17 protein-coding genes and 2 tRNA genes are annotated in these 20,680 nt (G+C 54.3%); 11 read left to right on the top strand and 8 right to left on the bottom strand.

Annotated features, from left to right (window positions below):
* The first annotated feature begins 594 nt into the window (after window positions 1–594).
* The gene (locus WA429_RS10365) at window positions 595–3,642 is read left to right on the top strand and encodes an FAD-binding and (Fe-S)-binding domain-containing protein (protein WP_287465971.1); all 3,048 of its coding nucleotides are present in this window, start codon (window positions 595–597) and stop codon (window positions 3,640–3,642) included.
* Between the two features lie 26 nt (window positions 3,643–3,668).
* Here the strand turns inward: WA429_RS10365 and WA429_RS10360 are convergent, their stop codons facing one another.
* The 5 genes from WA429_RS10360 to WA429_RS10340 form a co-directional block, all read right to left on the bottom strand.
* The gene (locus WA429_RS10360; RefSeq protein WP_287465970.1) at window positions 3,669–4,133 is read right to left on the bottom strand and encodes an RES family NAD+ phosphorylase; all 465 of its coding nucleotides are present in this window, start codon (window positions 4,131–4,133) and stop codon (window positions 3,669–3,671) included.
* Window positions 4,130–4,579: a type II RES/Xre toxin-antitoxin system antitoxin gene (parS, locus tag WA429_RS10355; RefSeq protein WP_287465969.1), complete on the bottom strand. Its 450-nt coding sequence runs from the start codon at window positions 4,577–4,579 to the stop codon at window positions 4,130–4,132. Before parS ends, WA429_RS10360 begins: the two co-directional genes overlap by 4 nt.
* Before the next feature lie 198 nt (window positions 4,580–4,777).
* On the bottom strand, window positions 4,778–6,289 hold the full coding sequence (locus tag WA429_RS10350; protein WP_287465968.1) for a YaaC family protein: 1,512 nt from the start codon (window positions 6,287–6,289) through the stop codon (window positions 4,778–4,780).
* Window positions 6,290–6,311: 22 nt separating this feature from the next.
* Entirely contained in the window at window positions 6,312–6,581 is a 270-nt protein-coding gene (locus WA429_RS10345) for a hypothetical protein (protein ID WP_287465967.1), read from the bottom strand.
* 248 nt (window positions 6,582–6,829) lie between these two features.
* The gene (locus tag WA429_RS10340; protein ID WP_287465965.1) at window positions 6,830–7,753 is read right to left on the bottom strand and encodes a LysR family transcriptional regulator; all 924 of its coding nucleotides are present in this window, start codon (window positions 7,751–7,753) and stop codon (window positions 6,830–6,832) included.
* A gap of 121 nt (window positions 7,754–7,874) precedes the next feature.
* Here WA429_RS10340 and WA429_RS10335 point away from each other — a divergent pair, with 121 nt between their 5' ends.
* From WA429_RS10335 to WA429_RS10305, 7 genes are all read left to right on the top strand, one after another.
* The gene (locus WA429_RS10335) at window positions 7,875–9,179 is read left to right on the top strand and encodes an aspartate aminotransferase family protein (protein ID WP_287465963.1); all 1,305 of its coding nucleotides are present in this window, start codon (window positions 7,875–7,877) and stop codon (window positions 9,177–9,179) included.
* A 38-nt stretch (window positions 9,180–9,217) separates the two neighbouring features.
* Complete coding sequence (locus WA429_RS10330; protein WP_287465962.1) at window positions 9,218–9,568, top strand: Dabb family protein; 351 nt, start codon at window positions 9,218–9,220, stop codon at window positions 9,566–9,568.
* Between the two features lie 88 nt (window positions 9,569–9,656).
* The gene (gene vapB, locus WA429_RS10325; protein ID WP_228195922.1) at window positions 9,657–9,887 is read left to right on the top strand and encodes a type II toxin-antitoxin system VapB family antitoxin; all 231 of its coding nucleotides are present in this window, start codon (window positions 9,657–9,659) and stop codon (window positions 9,885–9,887) included.
* Entirely contained in the window at window positions 9,887–10,285 is a 399-nt protein-coding gene (gene vapC / locus WA429_RS10320) for a type II toxin-antitoxin system tRNA(fMet)-specific endonuclease VapC (RefSeq protein ID WP_287465961.1), read from the top strand. Before vapB ends, vapC begins: the two co-directional genes overlap by 1 nt.
* Before the next feature lie 163 nt (window positions 10,286–10,448).
* Window positions 10,449–11,459, top strand: a complete 1,011-nt coding sequence (locus tag WA429_RS10315; RefSeq protein WP_287465960.1) for an HlyD family secretion protein — start codon at window positions 10,449–10,451, stop codon at window positions 11,457–11,459.
* Entirely contained in the window at window positions 11,459–14,254 is a 2,796-nt protein-coding gene (gene rbbA, locus WA429_RS10310) for a ribosome-associated ATPase/putative transporter RbbA (RefSeq protein ID WP_287465959.1), read from the top strand. Before WA429_RS10315 ends, rbbA begins: the two co-directional genes overlap by 1 nt.
* 3 nt (window positions 14,255–14,257) lie before the next feature.
* On the top strand, window positions 14,258–15,400 hold the full coding sequence (locus WA429_RS10305; protein ID WP_287466144.1) for an ABC transporter permease: 1,143 nt from the start codon (window positions 14,258–14,260) through the stop codon (window positions 15,398–15,400).
* 52 nt (window positions 15,401–15,452) lie between these two features.
* Here WA429_RS10305 and WA429_RS10300 read toward each other — a convergent pair.
* Window positions 15,453–15,529: transfer RNA gene (locus tag WA429_RS10300), tRNA-Val, on the bottom strand.
* 16 nt (window positions 15,530–15,545) lie between these two features.
* Window positions 15,546–15,622 (bottom strand) — tRNA-Val (locus WA429_RS10295).
* A 260-nt stretch (window positions 15,623–15,882) separates the two neighbouring features.
* Here WA429_RS10295 and WA429_RS10290 point away from each other — a divergent pair.
* The 3 genes from WA429_RS10290 to WA429_RS10280 all read left to right on the top strand — a co-directional run bounded on the left by WA429_RS10290 (window position 15,883) and on the right by WA429_RS10280 (window position 18,332).
* On the top strand, window positions 15,883–16,749 hold the full coding sequence (locus tag WA429_RS10290; protein WP_068518084.1) for an N-formylglutamate amidohydrolase: 867 nt from the start codon (window positions 15,883–15,885) through the stop codon (window positions 16,747–16,749).
* Window positions 16,749–17,324 (top strand): GNAT family N-acetyltransferase, encoded by a 576-nt coding sequence (locus WA429_RS10285; RefSeq protein WP_068518085.1) that lies wholly within the window; start codon window positions 16,749–16,751, stop codon window positions 17,322–17,324. The genes WA429_RS10290 and WA429_RS10285 overlap by 1 nt, the downstream gene beginning before the upstream one ends.
* Before the next feature lie 165 nt (window positions 17,325–17,489).
* Window positions 17,490–18,332, top strand: coding sequence for a hypothetical protein (locus tag WA429_RS10280; RefSeq protein WP_287465957.1), 843 nt, complete (start codon window positions 17,490–17,492; stop codon window positions 18,330–18,332).
* 1,119 nt (window positions 18,333–19,451) lie between these two features.
* Here the strand turns inward: WA429_RS10280 and WA429_RS10275 are convergent.
* Window positions 19,452–20,558 (bottom strand): GGDEF domain-containing protein, encoded by a 1,107-nt coding sequence (locus WA429_RS10275; protein ID WP_287465955.1) that lies wholly within the window; start codon window positions 20,556–20,558, stop codon window positions 19,452–19,454.
* Between the last annotated feature and the right edge of the window lie 122 nt (window positions 20,559–20,680).

Raw genomic sequence — 20,680 nt, 5'->3', positions numbered from 1 at the left:
TCCGAACCGAAACGAACCAAACAAGCCCTGTCCAGGCCAATCCGGACCAAACACCATCAGGCCAGGCACCATCAAACCAGCCCCCGTTGCTAGGACGGTTCACGCCAGAACAGACCGCGCCACCGCGGCTCAACCAAACAGCACCACGCGCTGTAAACTTTTCTTTACACAGACACTTTATGGCGGCTGCGCATCCACACCCTTTGATCGATGCCCGATGCAAATTTCACAGCCCGAAAATAAATCCTCATACAAATAAATGATGCTGTGGCTAAAAACGGCTTCCGGTTTCCCGGCGATGACGCCCGAATTCCAAAATTTTGTCAGGAGATGTCAGCAAGTCGGTCTTTGCAGCATGGTTTTCCAGTCGGGATTATTAGGCAAAAACTAATAATCATTCGGAATTTTCAATTTGTCCAATTAATCCTGATCGGGTCAAATAGGGAAAATTGCCATGACATCGATCCCGCCCCGGTGCCAGATCCGCCATGAAATCCGATATCAAGTCCGGTATCAAACTTGCTATCAGAACTGGCATCAAACCCGGAACCAAGCCGGCATCCAGCCCGGGGGATCGCAGACAGAGAGATCACCATGCCCGCCGCGACCGCCGCCAAAAGCGTTATAGCCAAATTGCCCCGCCTGACCCCGGACCGGTCGCTGGACAGTTTGACGCTAAGTTTCCTTAAAACCCTTGAATCCGAAGGAAAATTTAGCGGCGAGATCCATGCCGATTTCCCGACCCGCCTGATCCATGCGACCGACAACAGCGTCTATCAGGTGATGCCGCGTGCAGTGTTGCAGCCGCGTACCCGCGATGACATCAATATCGTCATGGAAATGGCCGGTCGCGAAACATTCAGCGAGGTCAAAATCACCCCGCGCGGCGGCGGCACCGGTACCAATGGCCAGTCGCTGAACAACACCATCATTCTCGATACTTCCAAATATCTCAATAACATACTGGGTTTTGATGCGGAAAAGGGACTGGTTCATGTTGAACCGGGCGTGGTGCTTGATCAGCTTAATGCCTGGCTGAAACCCCATGGTTATTTCTTCCCGCCCGCTGTTTCGACCGCAAGCCGGGCCACGGTTGGCGGCATGATCGGATCAGACAGCTCAGGCAAGGGATCGCGGATTTATGGCAAAACAAGCCACTATATCCATGACATGACCACGGTCCTGATTGACGGCACCGATTTCCGCACATCCGCCCTAAGTGCCGATAAAGCAGAGGAAATCATGTCCCGCGACGACCGGGTTGGCGCGCTTTATCGCAAGGTCCATGACGAAATCGCCCCGCGTCGCGATCAGATCAAATCGACCTTCCCGGAAATGAACCGCGGGCTTACAGGCTATAACCTTAAGGAAGCCGTTTCCGATCAAGGGGATATGAACCTTTCCTTCCTGATTGCCGGGGCCGAGGGTAGCCTTGGCATGGTCAAGGAAATCACCTTCCGTGTTATTCCCCTGCCCAAGCACAAGGCGATCACCGTTGTCCGGTATGACAGTTTTGATAGCGCCCTTCGTCACGTCCAAGCCCTTGTAAAGTTTGATCCTGTGGCGATTGAAAGCATCGATGACAAGGTCATGAAACTGGCCGAGCAGGATGAAAGCTGGCATATGCTGGGCAAGCTTTTGGGCACGGAAAACAGTACCATCGCCACGCGCGGCTTTAACGTCGTTGAATTTGTTGGCGAAACGCCCGAAGAAGTTTCTGCCAAACAGGACGAATTGCGCGCCTATCTTGATGGCAATCCCGACACGGCTTACGCCCCGATCGGTTTTGTGCAGGCCACCGACCCCGGCCAGATCGCCGCAATCTGGTCAATTCGGGCGAAATCGGTGGGGTTGCTCGGCAATCTAGAAGGCAAACGCCGCGCGACACCATTCGTCGAAGATACCGCCGTACCGCCCGAAAACCTTGCCGATTTTATCGCCGAATTCCGCGCACTTCTGGATGCCGAGGGCCTTGATTACGGCATGTTTGGCCATGTCGATGTCGGGTGCCTGCATGTGCGCCCGCTTCTTGATATGTGCGACGAAGAAGACGAAGCGCGCCTGCGCCGGGTCTCGGACGCGGTTGCCGAATTGACCAAGCGCTATAACGGCCTGATCTGGGGCGAACATGGCAAGGGTTTCCGCGGCGAATACAGCCCGATCTATTTCGGACCGGAACTTTATGATGTGCTTCGCCGCATCAAGGAAGCCTTTGACCCGGAAGGACAATTAAACCCCGGCAAGATCGCATCCCCCTATTCCAAAGACATCCCGATCACGGCAATCGACGAGGCCCCGATGCGAGGCCAGCTTGACCGCCAGATCGAAGATGCGCTTCGTGATGAATACCTGAATGCGACGCGGTGCAATGGCAACGGGGCATGCTTTAACTGGGACCTGATGGATGCCATGTGTCCGTCCTATAAGGTCACCCGGTCACGTGTGCATTCGCCCAAGGGCCGTGCGGGAATGCTGCGCGAATGGATCAGGCAGCTTTCGGTCGGCACCGACCCGATGAACCAGGATTTGGCGGTGATCAACGGGCGCGATTTCTCGCACGATGTCTATGAATCGATGGCCGGTTGCCTGTCGTGCAAGGCCTGCGCAGGGCAATGCCCGGTCAAGGTCGATATCCCGGAAATGAAATCCCGGTTTTTGGAGACCTATCACACCCGCTACAAGCGCCCGCTGAAGGATTATGTGATTGCGAAACTTGAATATATGGCCCCGCTTTTGGCAAGCGCGCCGGGCCTGTTCAATGCCCTGCAATCAATCCCGCCAATGCCGTGGATTTTCAAACGTTTCATCGGCCTGACCGATTTGCCGAAACTTGATACCCGGGGCCTTAAATCAGGCCTACGTGCGCGTGGCATCGGCAAGTTCCGACAGGCTGATCTTGATGGCCTGAGTGCCGATGAAAAGGCCAGGTCGGTGATTGTCTTGCAGGACTGCTTTACCACGCATTATGACACCGACGTGTTCCTTGCCCATGTTGACTTGCTGCAACGCCTTGGATACCGGGTGTTTGTGCCGCCCTATCGCCCGAACGGCAAGGCCATGCATGTCAAAGGCTTCCTCAAGAAATTCGATTATCAGGCCAAACAGAACGACATCGTTTATGGCCGCATGGCTAAATCCGGTGTCGCCATGGTCGGGATCGAGGCCAGTGTCACCCTGACCTATCGCCAGGAATATGCCCAGCGCCTTTCAGATCGGCCGGATTACCGCGTGCATCTGTTCCATGAATGGCTGGCGTCCGAAATCAATGAGGGTCGCCTGAACGCACCGAAAATTGATAACGCCGTTAACATCAACACCCCGGCAAGCCTGTTCCCCCATTGCACGGAAAAGACATCGATCCCGGATGTTGGCGTCAAATGGCAGAAAATCTTTGAGGCCTTTGGCCTTAAACTGACAACCGAGAAAACCGGATGTTGTGGGATGGCGGGCGTTTACGGCCACGAAACCCGCCATCAGGAAACCTCGCGCGAGCTCTATGACCTTAGCTGGAAAAAGAAGGTCGATGCGACGGGGGCAGCAAACATGCTGGTGACCGGCTATTCGTGCCGCTGTCAGGTCAAACGCTATGAAGGTGTGAAACCGCAGCATCCGGTGCAGTATCTGGCGAAACTTGTGGCGTGACCTTTGTTTGGTAACCGGCCTTATTGTTAAAGCCTCGGATCGGCAGAAAACTGAACCTCGCTGGCAGTTTGTACAACCGCCTCGAACATCGGGTGATTGGGGTTCAGCAGATAGTTCCGTTCCTGCGGGATGATCACGCTTGGTACGGCAAGCGCCAAGGCGCTTTTTGCATTCAGCCATGCGTCCCCTACCCCTGCGGTGGAAGGCGGTGCCGGTTCGGCCCGCCAGTCCGCAGGAACAAGGTTTTCGGGCAATTCTTCAATCGCGGCCAAAGGGATGTTAAGGGCGAACATGACATAACTGCCAAGGAGCCGATAGTCGTTCAGATGCACCATGACTTCCAGCAATGCCAGCGATTGCGACCCCGCCAGATAGATCGCCGGTTGTCCCCGACTGTTCCATCGCCCGCCATAAAGACGCGCACCTTCGCCATCAAAGGCCGCAGCCATCCACTTTCGCTTGACCAGACGAAAGGCGGTAATGTCCCTCATGCAAAGACGCCATGTTCCAGACGCCCGATCAGGTCAAGAACCGCGCCGGTTCCGGCAGATGTTGCAACCATCTCGACCGGACGCAGCCCGCCCAGTCCCTGCACCGGTTCAAGCAACCAGCTTCGCGCAGCTTTGCCATCCCCTTCAAACAGGTCTGTTGCAGCCTTGAGAATTTCGGCAAAGCGATAAAGCCGGTCACTTTCCTCGACCTTGAACCGCCCCAGCTTGGCACGACGCTGTAATGTTGCCATCGGAATGACGACATATTTTGCAAGTTCCTTGCGGTCAAGTCCGGCCGCTGCCGCCAGCTTGCCATAGGTGGCATAGGATATTCCCCGCTGCAAAGCAGCGTGAAGCTCTGGCCCGCGCGGCGGAATCCCGACCATTTTCCAGAACCCGGTCTCGGCATCAAGAACGGGATCAGCTTGAGCAAGACTTGAGGTCATGACAGCCTCCTGAACATCAAATGATATACTAATTATATATCAATTGATGCCTCATCACAAGAAAACCTATAAATCACACCTGCGACACGAAGGGCGTTTACGGCCACGAAATCCGCCTCGTGCCAAATGCTGTGAACGCGCGTTAAGTTCATCTTGAGAAGATTACACACCAAAGATGCGAACCTGATCAAGCACACTTCACATCCAACTTCCGGGTTGAGCTGCTAACACCCTTTCATCAGCGATGCTCTCAAGGAACTTCTCAGGGATTACACGCTCCCATACCCCTAACAGAGCCTTTATGATCGCAAGATATTCATCTTCTTTTCCGCCTTCTACCTGCCTCCAAGTACTAGGCATGTATCGAACGGCTATCGAGAGAACATATAAACCAATCAAAGCTAAAACTCTGTAATCACTCAATCCAGCAATCGAAGGCAACAATAAGCTGTTATTGTTCTTGCTAGGAGAACTGTGCGTTGGGAGGACCTCCCACCAAATGTCATACCCAACATGGTCAACCCTAGCACGATAAACCTTCGCACCGGGTGGACATTCGCCGTCAACTATCTCTGTTATTTCAGCGAGTGGAAGGCAGGCTGCGCTAAGTCGTTCCAGCGTTATCTTCCCCGAATAATCAACTATTTGGCAATAGGTGCTACCAATGCTTCTTGTTTTCGAGCGCGATAAGCCAAACGTGTTTCCTAGTCGATCAAACTGCGGGAGCACCCAACTTGGTTCTCCACCAACCACTTCATGATACAGATCATCTATTTCGGGAAAAGATCCTAACAGATGACCAAAGGTGCAACTCATGTGGCGAGTATCATCAGAAACATCCCCAATGTTCTTCGCTTTTTTTCTTGGAAATCGACTGGTATCGACCCCTAAAAAATTCAGCCACTGAGGCAAAAAACCACTAGCCAGCACTCCGACATGCAAGTCGGATATCGAGTGCTGATCACTTGAGAACGTAAACAAACCATGACCAGATTTTGTCATAGACTCAACATCATCTAGGCTTTCAGGCCCATTTGGAGAGGCAAGCATCTCGCAAAAAGCAAAGGATAGAGTTCCGTAGTACAGCCCTAAAATTCGGCTATTAAGAGAATTCCCCGACGTAGACTTATAATAATCTAAGGCATTTCTCATCGAATAAGCCACGCCTTCTGCTTTCGCCCGAACGACTTCTTCGTCCTTGACTACATTCTCTTCCTCTAGCCGTCGCCTTACTAGTTTTTCGCACAACTTCACGCTAGTGAATTGCTCCAACCTAGAAAAGATAGCCCCTATAGGATTTTCATCGGTAATTCGTTTAATTCGGCGCTTTCGAGGCCTTTGCTTCGTCGGAGTTTTATCGGGCTCAATTTCTTTATTCAATTCAACTAATACGGGGAAAAATTCCTCCAAAGGTCCAACGGGAACCGGAACATTTCTCGCAAAAACCTCTAACTGATATTCTTGCCCATGGAAGAAAATTCTCTCGTTCTCCCGGGAAAGGCTTAGATAGTGGTCATTATCCGTAGCTGATCCATACAGAACAGCAAAGTTAAAAACTCTCTGCTGTTTTCTAGCTCTGCACTCAAGAGATGAGTGATAATCATGTTCACGCACAAATTCTGTAGACCACCCGTGATTTCGTAACGGCCTAAAAACTTGCTGCTCAACATCTCTTTTTAGAATTTGAATACGCGGGTTTACTTCGGACATATGCGAGCTCTTGTTGTAGCATTCAGCTTATAAGCACACTTAAAAGTAGCCACATATCAAAAAAAACCATCAACAAATAACAGACAAGTCTGCCTTTGGTTTTAATAGTTTTCACCCCACCTATTAATCTAGAAAATCCGTCAGCTTTAACTACTTCACAACCAAGTTCGACTTCTGCCTCAGCAAAAATTTGCCGCGCCATTTTTTGCCCCATAACTTCCCCGTCTTTGACCACGGTTTCGCTGCGGACGATGGTGTGGACGGGCCAACCTTTGACTTCACAGGCCTTCATAGGGGCTTTAGTCGCAGCCCTGTTGCATGATGTCGTTGGCGATGGTGACGTTTTTGGTCTGGCCCCAAAGAGCGAGGTCGGCATCTATTTCAATCACAATCGTGCCAATTTGCGGGTAAATGCCGTATTATTTGGCGTGGCTGGCTGATGTGACGGCGACAAAGCGGTTAGGGTCGATTCGGTCTTTTCACAAGCCGTTAGGGGACTGGGGCGGCAGCCGGACTTCGGTGACCGCCCTTCCGAAAAAATCACAAAAACGGCAGCATGTTTTTGACGTGATCGGCGAAGGCGGTTGTGGCGGGGGTTTGAGTGCCCTCGCCTGCGATGACTTTCAGGCCGAGTTTGGGTAAGGCTGGCAGCGGGGCCTTGAGGATATACAGGTCATTGGGCACTGCCTTTTGCATCATCACACTGATGGCAAGACCGGAACGGGCCACGGCGATCAGGCCGGTCAGGCTGCTGCTGGCATAGGAAATCTTGTAGGGGATTTGGGCTACGTTCATGGCATCACAGGCGGCCTTGTGATCAAGGGCATTTGATGCGGGCAAGGCCAGCGGGATGGTTCGGGCGGTTGTCGGGCTGCCTCCTGCCCCCGATCCATCGCCGATCCCGGTGCCGGTTCCGCTCCCTGTGCCGAAATCATGGAGATCAAGGGTCGGCTTGGCACCGACCCAGGCCAGTTGTTCTGTCCGTGCGATATCGGGCTCCCCGTCCGGGTTGGCGATCGAGACCAGTGCCAGATCGATCTGACGCGCACGCAGCATTTTATGAAGTTCCGGCGTCGGGGCCGAAACCACCCTGATCTCGACATCCGGGTAGATCGTCCCGAAGCTTTTAAGCAGGGCCGGGAAAAAGGCGATCAGGTAATCCTCGGGACAGCCAAACACCATCGATCCGCGCAAACCCCGGTCGGAAAAGGCAAAGACCGCCTCGTCATGCAATTTCAAAATCCGTTCGGCATAACCAAGGAACCGTTCGCCGCTTCCGGTCAAGGTAACGCCACTGCCGCTGCGATGAAAAAGCGTCTGGCCCAGCGCATTTTCAAGACGCTGTATCTGCATGGTGACGGTTGATTGGGTGCGCCCGACCTGAAGGGCGGTGGCGCTGAGCGTCCCGGAATGGGCGGCGCGCACAAAGGTCGTCAGCAGTTTAAGATCAAGCAGGGTTTGCATGACATCGTCCAAGTAGTATCAATTTTTCCAATACCGGAATGCCATCATTATCAATTTTACGAAGATATCAACAGTCGATACCCTGTATCCATCAAAGACACACCCTTGCAGGGAGCCAACCATGTCAAACAATGCCGATCCGAAATTCTGGGATGCCGCCCAAAAACACCTGATCCGCTATGGCGGAACGTTCGAGCCAGCGATCATCGAACGTGCCAAGGGATCGTTTGTATATGATGCTGACAACCGTCCGATCCTTGATTTTACATCCGGGCAAATGAGTGCGGTTTTGGGCCATGGCCATCCGAAAATCGTCGAGACTGTGCAGCGTCAGGTCGAAACGGTGGTCCACCTGTTTAGCGGCATGTTGACCCGCCCGGTGGTGACCCTGGCCGAACGTTTGGCCGCCCTTGCGCCGGGGCTTGATCGCGTGCTTTTGCTGTCAACGGGTGCCGAAAGCAACGAAGCCGCCATTCGCATGGCAAAGCTTGTGACCGGCAAGCATGAAATTGTGGCGTTTTCCAAAAGCTGGCACGGGATGACCGGGGTTGCGGCATCGGCGACCTATAGTGCGGGGCGCAAGGGATATGGCCCGGCGGCGGTCGGATCGCTTGCCATTCCGGCCCCCAATGCGTTTCGCCCGCGGTTCAAAAATGCTGACGGATCGCTTGACTGGCAGACCGAGCTTGATGACGCCTTTAACCTGATTGATGCGCAATCAACCGACAATCTTGCGGCATTCGTCGCCGAGCCGATCTTATCCAGCGGCGGGATGCTGGAGCTTCCCAAAGGGTATCTTGCCGCACTCAAGCAGAAATGCGTTGAGCGCGGGATGCTGTTGATCCTGGACGAGGCCCAGACCGGTATTGGCCGCACCGGCACCATGTTTGCCTTTGAACGTGATGGCGTGATGCCCGATATCCTCACCCTTTCAAAAACCATCGGGGCCGGATTGCCGCTTTCGGCCGTGATGACCACGCCGGAAATCGAAGATGCCGCCCATGAAAAGGGTTATCTGTTCTATACCACCCACGTGTCAGACCCCATGCCCGCCGCGGTTGGCGTAACGGTTCTTGATGTTGTGGCCGAGGAAAACCTTGTGGCGCGGGCCGGTTTGATGGGCAAACGGCTGTTTGACGGGTTGACCGCGCTTAAAGACCAGTATGCGTGCGTTGGCGATGTGCGCGGACGCGGGCTTATGCTGGGTATGGAGATCGTAAAGGATGGCGGCGCGCCCGATCATGATCTGGGGGCCGCGATTGCGAGTGAGGCGTTCAAGCGCGGGCTTAGCATGAATATCGTCAAGCTTCCGGGCATGGGCGGTGTATTCCGCATTGCCCCGCCGCTGACCATTACCGAAGAAGAACTTGATCTGGGCATTTCGATTATCGGGGACAGCATTGCGGCAAGCCTTCAGGGTCGCTGATCACGTTCACATCAGTTGACAGACCGGACGAAACAAAGGTGAAATCAGGCAAAGCCAACCTTCACAAAGGTCTTGTCATGATCCGCCATATTGTTCTGGTCAAATTCCAATCGGGCATCAAACAGGATGACATCACATGCCTGTTTGATGCCCTTGCCAATCTTGGCACCCTTATTCCCGGTATGCGGGGATTTGACGGCGGCATATCGGTCAGCCCGGAAAAGCTTGAACAGGGCTTCCGCCACGGGTTCTGCATCGACTTTGATGATGCCGCATCACGCGACGCCTATCTTGAACATCCCGAACACCAGAAACTTGGCGGGCAACTGGTCGGGATGCTTGACGGTGGTTTGGCGGGGTTGGTGGTGTTTGATCTTGAGATGGCCTAACCCGCATCATTCAAGTATATACAATTGACATATACATCCAAAATCCCGACAATACCCTCCCCCTGATCCATCCTTGCAGGAGGTCACCATGACGCAAGCATCCGTATTCCTGAACAACAAGACGCAGGCCGTGCGCCTGCCCAAGGATGTTGCCTTTCCCGAAGGCACGAAAACGGTTGAAGTGATCTCGGTCGGGGTGACTCGCGTGATCGTTCCAAGCGACCATCTTTGGGATACGTTCTTTGATGGTCATGCCGTCAGTGACGATTTCATGGAAGACCGCAACCAGCCCGCCATGCAGGAACGGGATGGGTTTTAATGCTGCGGTTCATGCTTGATACCAATATCTGCATCTATGTCATCAAGAACCGCCCGGCCTCCTGCCGCGAGAAGTTCCGCACCCATAGCGGTGCGATGGCAATTTCATCGGTGACACTTGCAGAATTGATTTATGGCGCCATGAAATCGGCCAAACCCGAAAGCAACCTTCGCACCATCGAAGAATTTGCTGCACGCCTGAATGTTCTTGATTTCGATACCGATGCTGCCGGTCATTACGGCGATATCCGAAGCACACTTGAACGCGAAGGCAACGTCATCGGGCCATATGACATGATGATTGCCGGTCATGCGCGCAGTCACGGCCTTATCCTTGTCACCAACAACATCCGTGAATTTGAACGGGTCGACGGCTTACGGCTGGAGAACTGGGTTTAGCGTCGAACAGTTTGCGCGACATCAAAGAACGGCACGTGACAACCCTTTAGGATCATTCCAGAAAATCGGACATTGCAAGCGTAAGCGAACTCTGGTCAGATATTACGATTAGAGATTGTAGATCCCTTGCCCCCTGTCCTGGCCCCGTTTCTCGGAGAATGGAATGAAGAACCTGCGTTCTGTGCTGATTGTTCTTGTGGTGATTGTGGCAGTTGCCGGTGGCGGCTTTGCCTATTGGAAATCCCAGCAATCCGAGCTTCCCGACTTTATCGCATCGGGCAATGGCCGCATTGAAGCCGAAGAAATCCGGGTGGCAACCAAATATGCCGGGCGGGTCGACGAGGTTCTGGTTGATGAGGGCGATACGGTCAGCGCCGGTCAGGTTCTGGCACGCATGGACACCGCCGAACTGATGGCCAGTCAGGCGCGTGCGCGGGCCGAAGTTGCCGGTGCCGAACAGGGCATTGCCGAGGCCGAGGCCCTGATCATCCAGCGCCAAAGCGAGCTTTCCTTTGCCCAGCAGCAATTGGCGCGCGCCAATGAACTGGTGAAAAACAACAACATTTCCCGCGAACAGGTCGATCAGCGCCGGGCCGACCGGGATGTTGCGCAGGCGGCCCTGAGTGCCGCACAGGCCAAGCTTTTGAGCGCGCAACGCAATGTCGAGGCGACCGAAGCGGAACTTAGACGCATTCAGGTCCAGATTGATGATTCAGTCCTGAAAGCACCGCGCGATGGGCGCGTACAATATCGCCTTGCCGAACCGGGCGAGGTTTTGTCAGGCGGCGGGCCGGTGATCACGATGATTGATCTGAGCGATGTTTACATGAATGTGTTCCTGCCCACGCGACAGGCAGGTCTGGCCTTTGTTGGCAATGAGGCGCGCATCATGCTCGATGCCGCGCCGGGCTTTGTGATCCCGGCCAAGGTATCGTTTGTTGCCGATGACGCGCAATTCACCCCGCGCGAGGTCGAAACACGGTCCGAACGTGACAAGCTGATGTTCCGGGTCAAGGTGCGGATTGATCGGGAATTGCTTGCCGAACATATCAAGCGGGTCAAGACGGGCCTTCCGGGTGAGGCCTATATCATGCTGGCCGATCATCAGGACTGGCCCGATGCATTCACGCCAAATGTGCCCGATGACGCCACCCTTCGCCAGAGCATGAAATAATGACCGACACCGGCTCAAAGCCCGTTCACGCTGTCGGTCAGGGCGTCGGTCATGCCATTGATCATGCCGTGCGGCTTAAAGATGTGTGCCACCGCTATGGCAAGGTCACGGCGCTTGATCATATTGATCTGGAAATCCCGACCGGACAGACCGTGGGCTTTATCGGGCCGGATGGTGTGGGGAAATCGACCGCCCTTGCCTTGATATCGGGCGCGCGCAAGGTTCAGGACGGGTTGGTTGAAACATTGGGCGGATCAATGGCCGATCGCGGCCACCGCAACGATATCCTGCCCCGGATTGCCTATATGCCCCAAGGGCTTGGCAAGAACCTTTATATGGATCTGACAATCCGCGAGAACCTTGATTTCTTTGGTCGATTGTTTGGCCAGGGCAAGCGAGAACGCAACGAGCGGATTGCGTCCCTTACCAAGGCGACCGGACTGGCACCCTTTACCGAACGGCCCGCCGGAAAGCTTTCGGGCGGAATGAAGCAGAAGCTGGGCCTGTGTTGCGCGCTTATTCATGATCCCGATATCCTGATTTTGGATGAACCGACCACCGGGGTTGATCCCCTGTCGCGACGGCAATTCTGGCAACTGATTGATGCAATCAGAGAAACCCGGCGCGAGATGACGGTTCTTGTCGCCACCGCCTATATGGATGAAGCCGCCCGGTTTGACCATCTGATTGCGATGAATGACGGCAAGATCCTTGCGACCGGCTGTGCCGATGACATCCTGAGCCGGACCGGTACGGATAACCTTGAAGCGGCCTTTATCGCCCTTTTGCCCGAGGAAGAACGCAGCGGGCATCATGAACTGGTCATTCCGCCGCGCACCAGCCATGGCGACAGACCGGCCATTGTTGCCGAAAACCTGACCCAGCGATTTGGCAGTTTTACCGCCGTGGACAATGTCAGCTTCCGCATCGAGAAAGGCGAGATTTTCGGGTTTCTGGGCTCGAACGGTTGCGGCAAAACCACGACCATGAAGATGCTGACCGGGCTTTTGGCAGCAACCGAAGGCACGGCAGAACTTTTTGGCAAGCCGGTCGACGGACAGGATATCGAGCTTCGCCGCAAGGTTGGCTATATGAGCCAGGCCTTTTCGCTTTATTCCGAGCTGACCGTGATGCAGAACCTTGAGCTGCATGCGCGGCTCTTTCACCTGCCAGATGATCAGATCAAATCGCGTATTGACGCGCTTTCCGAACGGTTCGGGCTTGGTGAATATCACGATGACCTGGCCGAGCGCCTTCCGCTTGGCGTGCGGCAACGCTTGTCGCTGGCGGTTGCGATCATTCATGATCCGGAAATCCTGATCCTTGATGAACCGACATCAGGTGTCGATCCGGTGGCGCGCGACGGGTTCTGGGAATTGCTGGTCGAACTTTCGCGCAAGCAGGGTGTGACGATCTTTATTTCCACCCATTTCATGAATGAGGCGGAGCGGTGCGATCGCATTTCACTGATGCATGCCGGCAAGGTGTTGATCAGCGACACGCCCGACGCGATTACCAAGGGACGCGGATCAGACACCCTTGAAGAAGCCTTTATCAGTTATCTGGTCGAGGCCAGCGGCGAACAGGAAACCGCCCCCGAACCGGACCCGGATCAGATTTCGGGCGATGACATTCAACCCGATCACTGGAAACCGGCAAAGGCATCGATATTCAGCCCGCGTCGACTTTGGGCCTATTCATTGCGCGAAACCATGGAGCTGATCCGCGATCCGATCCGGCTGATGTTTGCCCTGATCGGGACGGCGATCCTGATGCCGGTCTTTGGTTATGGCATTACGTTTGATGTTGAAAACCTGACCTATGCGGTGCTGGATCGCGATCAGACACCGGAAAGCCGGACCTATATCGAAAATCTTTCGGGATCGCGCTATTTCCGGGAACAGGAACCGCTGATCAGCAATGCCGATCTTGAAGCACGGTTGTTGTCGGGCAGCATTTCACTGGCGATTGAAATCCCGCCCGGTTTCGGGCGAGATGTCGGCCGGGGTGCCAGCCCGGAAATCGGGGCCTTTATTGACGGCACCATGCCGTTCCGGGCCGAGACCATTCATGGCTATGTCGAAGGCATCCATCAACGGTATCTGAGCGAAACAGCCCGCCGCGAGGATGGCAGCACGACATCATCCCTGCCGATCCAGATTGAAACCCGGTATCGCTACAATCAAGATTTCAAAAGCATCTATGCCATGGTGCCATCGGTGATTGCCCTGCTTTTGATGTTTATTCCGGCCGTTCTGATGGCAGTGGGCGTGGTGCGCGAAAAGGAACTGGGATCGATCACCAATCTTTATGTCACCCCGGTTTCAAAGCTTGAGTTTCTGTTGGGCAAACAGTTGCCCTATATCGCGCTTGGCCTGATCAACTTTGTTCTGATGAGCGCCATGGCGCTGTTCTGGTTCGAGGTGCCGTTGCGCGGCAATGGATTGACGCTTTTGCTTGGGGCAACATTGTTTGTGATTTCGACCACGGGGCTTGGTCTTTTGATTTCGTCCTTTACCAGCACCCAGATTGCCGCCCTGTTTGGCACGGCAATCATTACCATGGTGCCATCGGTGATGTTTTCAGGAATGATGCAGCCGATTTCATCACTGGAAGGCGCGCCGGCGGTTCTTTCGACCATCATCCCGACATCGCATTTCATGTCGATCAGTGTCGGCACCTTTACCAAGGCGCTTGGCTTTGCCGAGCTGTATCCCGAACTGATCAAGCTTGCGATCTTCTTCCCGGCACTCAGCATGATTTCGATGCTGCTTTTGAAAAAGCAGGAGGCCTAAGTGATGTTGGCAAGACGGATCAGCAATATCTATCGGCTTGGCATCAAGGAGCTTTACAGCCTTAAACGCGACATCGTTCTGATGATCCTGATTGTCTGGGCGTTTTCATTTGCGATCTATAACGCGGCGACCGGGTTTTCCCATGACCTTAACCATGCGTCGATCGCGATTTCCGATCAGGACGGATCGGCGCTTTCTCTGCGCATCCGTGATTCATTCCTGCCACCATTTTTCCAGAACCCGGTCCAGATCGAGGAACGCGACCTTGATGCGGCAATGGATAGCGGTGAATTCACCTTTGTACTGGTGATCCCGCCGCAATTCGAACGCGACCTGATTGGCGGACGCAATCCGGAAGTGCAGCTTAATATCGATGCCACGGCAATGATGCAGGCCGGGATCGGCCAGGGATATGTCAGCAATATCATATCGCGCGAAGTATCAACCTGGCTTGGTGGCAAATCGGCCTATGCCGGGGCCAATGGCGACAGCACGGCACAGATCGTCACGCGCTATGCCTATAACCAGAATGCGACCAGTTCGTGGTTTACCGCGACCATGGAAATCATCAATGCCATTACCATGCTGTCGATCATTCTTTCGGGGGCGGCCCTTATTCGCGAACGCGAACATGGCACGATCGAACACCTTCTGGTCATGCCGCTTGATCCGTTTGAAATCATGATGGCAAAGGTCTGGGCCAACGGGCTTGTCATCCTGATTGCCAGCACGCTGTCGCTGACCCTTGTGGTCGAGCTGATCCTTGGCGTGCCGGTGATCGGATCGAAACTGTTATTCATGGCCGGTACGGTGCTTTATCTGTTCTTTGCCACTGCCCTTGGCATTTTCCTGGCGACCATGACGCGATCCATGCCGCAATTCGGGTTGCTGTTTATCCTGGTCGTCCTGCCGCTTCGGATGCTTTCGGGGGGCACCACCCCGCTTGAAAGCATGCCCGAAACCCTTCAGAACATCATGCAGATCGCGCCATCAACCCATTTTGTGAAATACGCGCAAGCCATCCTGTTTCGCGGAGCGGGCATTGATGTGGTGTGGCCGGAATTTCTTTTGGTCTTTGTGATCGGCAGCGCCTTTTTCGCATTCAGCGCCATGCGGTTCAGAAAAAGCATCGCGCAGATGCGATAATCATTCAGGCCAGAAACACAAAACCCCGCGCGGCAACCCGGCGGGGTGGGAATGGTGGGCCTAACAAGACTCGAACTTGTGACCTCTCGCATGTCAAGCGAACGCTCTAACCAACTGAGCTATAGGCCCCTATGGGTGCAAAAGATGGTGGGCCTAACAAGACTCGAACTTGTGACCTCTCGCATGTCAAGCGAACGCTCTAACCAACTGAGCTATAGGCCCGCAAATCCATCTTTTGAAAGACCGCCCCGATCAGGGTGAAAGGATTGGTCCGTGCCGTTTGCGTCGGCGAGGCGGTATTTAGCCCAAGGCAGACAAAGGTGCAACCCCAGAAATGGTTTTTTGACAAAAAATCTTCATCAATTCTGCTCCAATTACCATATGCTAGGGAAGCCTGCTGCACCTGATCGGGTGCAGGATGGTTTTGGGGACCGCGGGATATTGAAGAACACTGTTACCAGGGATGGACGTTACGCACGACAATGAACCAGTTGCCTTCGGAAATTACCTCAACCGGCCCAGCTACTGTTATCCTGCCACCACGGCAAACATTGCCGGTGGTGTTTGCATCCCCACATTCAGGACGCCAGTACCCCCAGGACCTTATTGAAAGCGCGCGGATCGGATCGTTCGAACTGCGCGCATCGGAAGATGCCTTTGTCGATCAGCTGTTTACAGCCGCCCCGAAACTCGGCGCACCGCTTTTATGCGCGACATTTCCGCGTGCCTATGTCGATGTGAACAGGGCCGCGATGGAGCTTGATCCGCGCATGTTCGAAGGCGATCTGCCCGATGATGCGGAAATCAATTCGATGCGCGCACTTTCGGGGCTTGGATCGATCCCGCGCGTGGTCAGCGGCGGGGTCGAGATTTACAAAAGCCGCCTGCCCGTCGAAGAAGCATTCGAGCGAATTGATACCTATTACCGGCCCTATCACAGCGCGTTGCAGAAACTGATTGATCAGACACGCGACAGTTTCGGCTATTGCATTCTGATTGATTGCCATTCAATGCCCGGTGATTCCACCGACAGCATGAAAAACCGCGTTGATCTGGTGCTTGGCGATTGCTATGGAAGTTCATGCCACCCGTCATTGACGCGGTTTGTGGATGATTGTCTTCGCAATATGGGCTTTGGCCCGGCGCATAATGACCCCTATGCCGGGGGATATTGCACGCGCCATTACGGCCGCCCCGAAGAGCATGTGCACAGTCTTCAGATCGAGCTGTCACGCGCGCTTTACATGGACGAAGCCACAATCACCCCGCATCGCGGCTTTGACATTCTGCGTGATCAGATGACCAATCTGATTGCGGCCTTCCATGATCTCGACGGGAACCCGTTTTAATGACCGATACTGCGACCAGCGTTGTTTTGCACGATCTGGTGATCCGCGATGCCGAACCCGAAGATTTCGAACGCATTACCGAAATCTATGGCCATCACGTCCTGCACGGGCTGGCATCATTTGAAGAACGTGCACCCGAAATTGCCGAACTGACATCACGCTGGCAGCATGTGCGCGAACGCGGCCTGCCCTATCTTGTCGCCGAACTTGATGGCCGGGTCGAAGGCTTTGCCTATGCCGGATCATACAGAACGCGCCCGGCCTATCGCTTTACGGTCGAAGACACGATCTATATCGCGCCCGATGTTGTCGGCAAGGGTGCGGGGCGCGCCCTGCTTTCGGAACTGATCAAACGGTGTACCGCCCTTGGTTACCGCCAGATGGTGGCCGTGATTGGCGATAGTGCCAATGTGGCATCGATCGGGCTTCATGCGCGGCTTGGCTTTAGGGTTGCCGGAACCCTTCAGTCGGCCGGGTTCAAGCTGGGCCGCTGGGTCGATAGCGTGATCATGCAGCGCGGCCTTGGTGATGGCGACGGCACAACCCCGCAAAACAACCCCTCGCGCGAGAAATAATTCCGGAATCAAGCGCCTGATCCGGGAACATATCCAGCCCGACACACTTATTATTCGATTTTTCTAAAATAAACTGCAAAACCTACTCTTGCAGCTAGTTCCGCGGGGCCTGAAACGCTCTTATTCTCCGACGCGTGATCCGCAATCGGGGGAAAGAGCGATAAGATGCTGAACGATCTTGCGACCAGCTATGCCGGCCTGCCCGATCAGGCCGCCCGTGCGGTGAATTTCTGCATGTTTGCCGCTGCCGGATTGCTTGGCGCGATGTCGCGCAGAAACAACGTATCGATCACGCGAACACAGTATTTTGTCAGACTTTCGCTTCTGGGATTTGCCATTGCGCTTTCCGGGGTCGCCTATGTTTTCACCATGCCCGCGATCGAGCATAATCTTTACTGGGTGATCACGGTATATCCGCTACTTGTCGCCATGGTGGCGGGCTTTGTTCTTGCCCGCCTTTCGGTTGCCCGGGCACTTGATATCGGCGGGCAGAAGCAACTGGCCATTCTGGGATTTATCCCGGTTCTCAATCTTTATCTGCTTTTGAAAAGCGGGCGAACAAGGCCAGGCATCATAAGATCCGGCTCGGCATCCCTGCTGTCTGGCGGCAAAGGCATCATGATCGGACTGGCGATCATGATGCTGGGTGCCTATACGTCATTCAATTTCAAGACATCCGCCTTTACGATCGATGATCAGCAACAGCTCAGTGCGAAGCTTGGCAAGATCGCAAACGACCTTCAGCCGATGCTGCCGATCACAACGGGGGAAACGGTTGACCTGGTCATGATCAAAGCTGCCAGGAACGAGCTTCAGCGGACCTATATCGTTTATGATCCCGCCTTTGCCTTTACCGCAGACTCACATGATCAGATCGCGGCCTATTTATGCAGCGATCCGAAAATTGCACTGTTGGTCAATGCCGGCGCCGTATTTGTCGAGAACTACGTCACCAGTCAAAAACATCTCAATACATTCCGGGTCAGCCGAACCGATTGCAGCCATTAGGGCAATCGTGCCCCGAAATATCAGCCCCGCGCATACTGGCGCGGCGTGGTTGATTTGCAACGCACAAAAATCCGCGCATAAATTCAAACCGCATATCAACAGGATTATTGAGACAGCCGAAATCAACCTAAATGGCTGAATTCAGGCAAAAAAGAAGGCCGCCTGTGACAGCGGCCCAAGTCTAGGGAGGAAACGTCCAAGAAACGAGCGACAAGTCGCTCGCCGGAATGCACTGCGTCCTACCGCAGCGCACAAATGGAGATTACCCATTTGACGGGGAGGACGCAATAGCTTTTTGACTATTTTTTCGTCAAAAATATCGATGCATATTTTTTCATCACAATTTTATGACAATGCCCGCCAATCGGTCTGAATTTCCGATATGGGAGGCTATTTTTTGATCACCAAAGAAAAGCGGATTTTCGAATCTGGAAAAAGAATCGATGCGAATCCATCGCATCAATCGCCCACAATCCCCCTGCCCGGTTCGGGTGATTCGGGAAAATCACCCCCGAAAGCGAGAAAACCACCCGGGACAAGCACATCAAACGGCGTTTCGCCCGTCAAACACAGACCGAAAGCCCGAGAGATGCACGCAAGCGTCGATTGCATCAGAACTCTTTCCCCCAATACCGGTGATTAAAGTCGATCACAAAAGAAAATAAAAACCCGCGATTTGATGGCCTGCCCGCAAACACCGTCATGGGCACCAAACGATGTGCCACACCGCCAAAGCTTGAGAACCCCCACAGCCCGCTTGAACCACCGTGCGAAGGGCGTCGCAAATCGGAAGTGGTTATGAGAGCTTCGGATATTGGGTGCTTTAGGTGAGTGCAGCGTACTGGATGGCCCGCGCCGAGCAACCAACCGGCAATGGATGGCAGATGCTGGTGCTCAGATGCTCCGGCGCCAAGCGTCCGAGAGACGGCCAACAAACAGGCATCTGACGTTAAGCGCCAGAAACATGGCCCGTGGTGTGAAGCGCAGAGAGAGACAGTCCCGGACATGGACTTAAGGAGCTGCGGTGCTTCCGATGCAAATTGTCAGTTGAAGAACAGGAGCACGTACCGCCGCCGTCCTTTACCCGATGCTGGCAAAGGGCATACAGGATCAGACCGATCAATTCAGGGTACGGTCAACCGACTGGACATTGGCGCTGCAGGGTGCGCCAGCAGGCTTGCGGGTCGGGTGACGGCGCCCGGACAGCCCGTTTGCAATCATGTCATCATGATCGCGGCGTTTTTTGGCTTCATACATGCGGCGGTCGGCCAGTTCGATCAGGTTTTGCGGCAAGGCGATTGCATCTTCGATCCGTTCGGACAGACCGACGCTGGCTTTCTGGACCTGACCATTTTCAAGAGCGGCCAATCCCGGTGCCATGACACGGTCAAGGACCTCGGCGGCGCGGGCACGATCAAGTTCGGGCAGCAGGACCAGGAATTCCTCCCCACCCCAGCGCACGACAAGATCGGAACGCCGGAACCGGGCAACCAGATTTTCACCGACCTCGCCCAGAATGCGATCGCCATAGTCATGCCCGTAGCGGTCATTGATCTGTTTGAAATCATCAAGATCGATAAAGGCCACCGTATAGGGCACCTTTTTGCGCAGGGCACCATCAAAGCTGACCTTGATCATTTCCATGCCAAAGGCACGGGTGTAACAGCCGGTCAAAGGATCAATGGCGATTTCCTGGGCCGCGACAATCGTGCGATAGAGCTGTACCAGTGCCGAAAAGACCGCAAGCGGCAGCAGCACCATCAACAGCAATTCAAGCGGGATCATGCCGGTGGCAAGGTCGACATAGCCCCCGACCACCAGAAGCCCGAGAATCGGCACACACAGCATGACTGCTTCGACCAGGGTCACGGGCATGATCGCAATCATCACCACCAGCCCCAGCATCAGGAAACTGTGCGCGGTATGCATGCGTTCGGTCGCCTGAAGATCATTGCCGCAAAATACCGTCAGCAGACAGACCGCAACAATCAGCATCAACATCGGCAAATAGGGAAAATGCCGACGCAAGCGCGCACTGACCGCCCGGTTGGTGATGACGGCCAAGGCCACCCCGGACACCAGCAGCCGCATCACAAAGACCTGTGAGGACCACATATCAATCGAAAGAGAACCATCCCAGAACGGGACAGCCAGCATCAGCACCAATACAAAGAAGGCGGCGAAACGCGCCGATAGCAGAATCGTTTCCTTACGCCGCAGATGCAATAATTCCGCATGTCTTGGCGTATAGAGGAAGTCACGATAGCAACACCGCAAAGACCCGGCAGTGCGCCTACTATCTCTGAAGAGATCAGATAGCACGCAGAACAGCTCCACCTTCAATAATT

Origin of the sequence: Thalassospira sp. CH_XMU1420-2 (assembly GCF_037029325.1) — a bacterium.
In the GTDB taxonomy this organism is placed as follows: domain Bacteria; phylum Pseudomonadota; class Alphaproteobacteria; order Rhodospirillales; family Thalassospiraceae; genus Thalassospira; species Thalassospira povalilytica.
The sequence above is the reverse complement of the archived record's forward strand: the minus strand, read 5'-3'. Positions and strand labels throughout refer to the sequence as shown.

What these genes read in the sequence shown, in the direction of transcription:
- WA429_RS10365 (WP_287465971.1), top strand. Translation starts at nt 595, where the DNA reads ATGCCCGCCGCGACCGCCGCCAAAAGCGTTATAGCCAAATTGCCCCGC.
- WA429_RS10360 (WP_287465970.1), bottom strand. Translation starts at nt 4,133, where the DNA reads ATGAGGGACATTACCGCCTTTCGTCTGGTCAAGCGAAAGTGGATGGCT.
- parS (WP_287465969.1), bottom strand. Translation starts at nt 4,579, where the DNA reads ATGACCTCAAGTCTTGCTCAAGCTGATCCCGTTCTTGATGCCGAGACC.
- WA429_RS10350 (WP_287465968.1), bottom strand. Translation starts at nt 6,289, where the DNA reads ATGTCCGAAGTAAACCCGCGTATTCAAATTCTAAAAAGAGATGTTGAG.
- WA429_RS10345 (WP_287465967.1), bottom strand. Translation starts at nt 6,581, where the DNA reads ATGAAGGCCTGTGAAGTCAAAGGTTGGCCCGTCCACACCATCGTCCGC.
- WA429_RS10340 (WP_287465965.1), bottom strand. Translation starts at nt 7,753, where the DNA reads ATGCAAACCCTGCTTGATCTTAAACTGCTGACGACCTTTGTGCGCGCC.
- WA429_RS10335 (WP_287465963.1), top strand. Translation starts at nt 7,875, where the DNA reads ATGTCAAACAATGCCGATCCGAAATTCTGGGATGCCGCCCAAAAACAC.
- vapB (WP_228195922.1), top strand. Translation starts at nt 9,657, where the DNA reads ATGACGCAAGCATCCGTATTCCTGAACAACAAGACGCAGGCCGTGCGC.
- vapC (WP_287465961.1), top strand. Translation starts at nt 9,887, where the DNA reads ATGCTGCGGTTCATGCTTGATACCAATATCTGCATCTATGTCATCAAG.
- WA429_RS10315 (WP_287465960.1), top strand. Translation starts at nt 10,449, where the DNA reads ATGAAGAACCTGCGTTCTGTGCTGATTGTTCTTGTGGTGATTGTGGCA.
- rbbA (WP_287465959.1), top strand. Translation starts at nt 11,459, where the DNA reads ATGACCGACACCGGCTCAAAGCCCGTTCACGCTGTCGGTCAGGGCGTC.
- WA429_RS10305 (WP_287466144.1), top strand. Translation starts at nt 14,258, where the DNA reads ATGTTGGCAAGACGGATCAGCAATATCTATCGGCTTGGCATCAAGGAG.
- WA429_RS10290 (WP_068518084.1), top strand. Translation starts at nt 15,883, where the DNA reads ATGAACCAGTTGCCTTCGGAAATTACCTCAACCGGCCCAGCTACTGTT.
- WA429_RS10285 (WP_068518085.1), top strand. Translation starts at nt 16,749, where the DNA reads ATGACCGATACTGCGACCAGCGTTGTTTTGCACGATCTGGTGATCCGC.
- WA429_RS10280 (WP_287465957.1), top strand. Translation starts at nt 17,490, where the DNA reads ATGCTGAACGATCTTGCGACCAGCTATGCCGGCCTGCCCGATCAGGCC.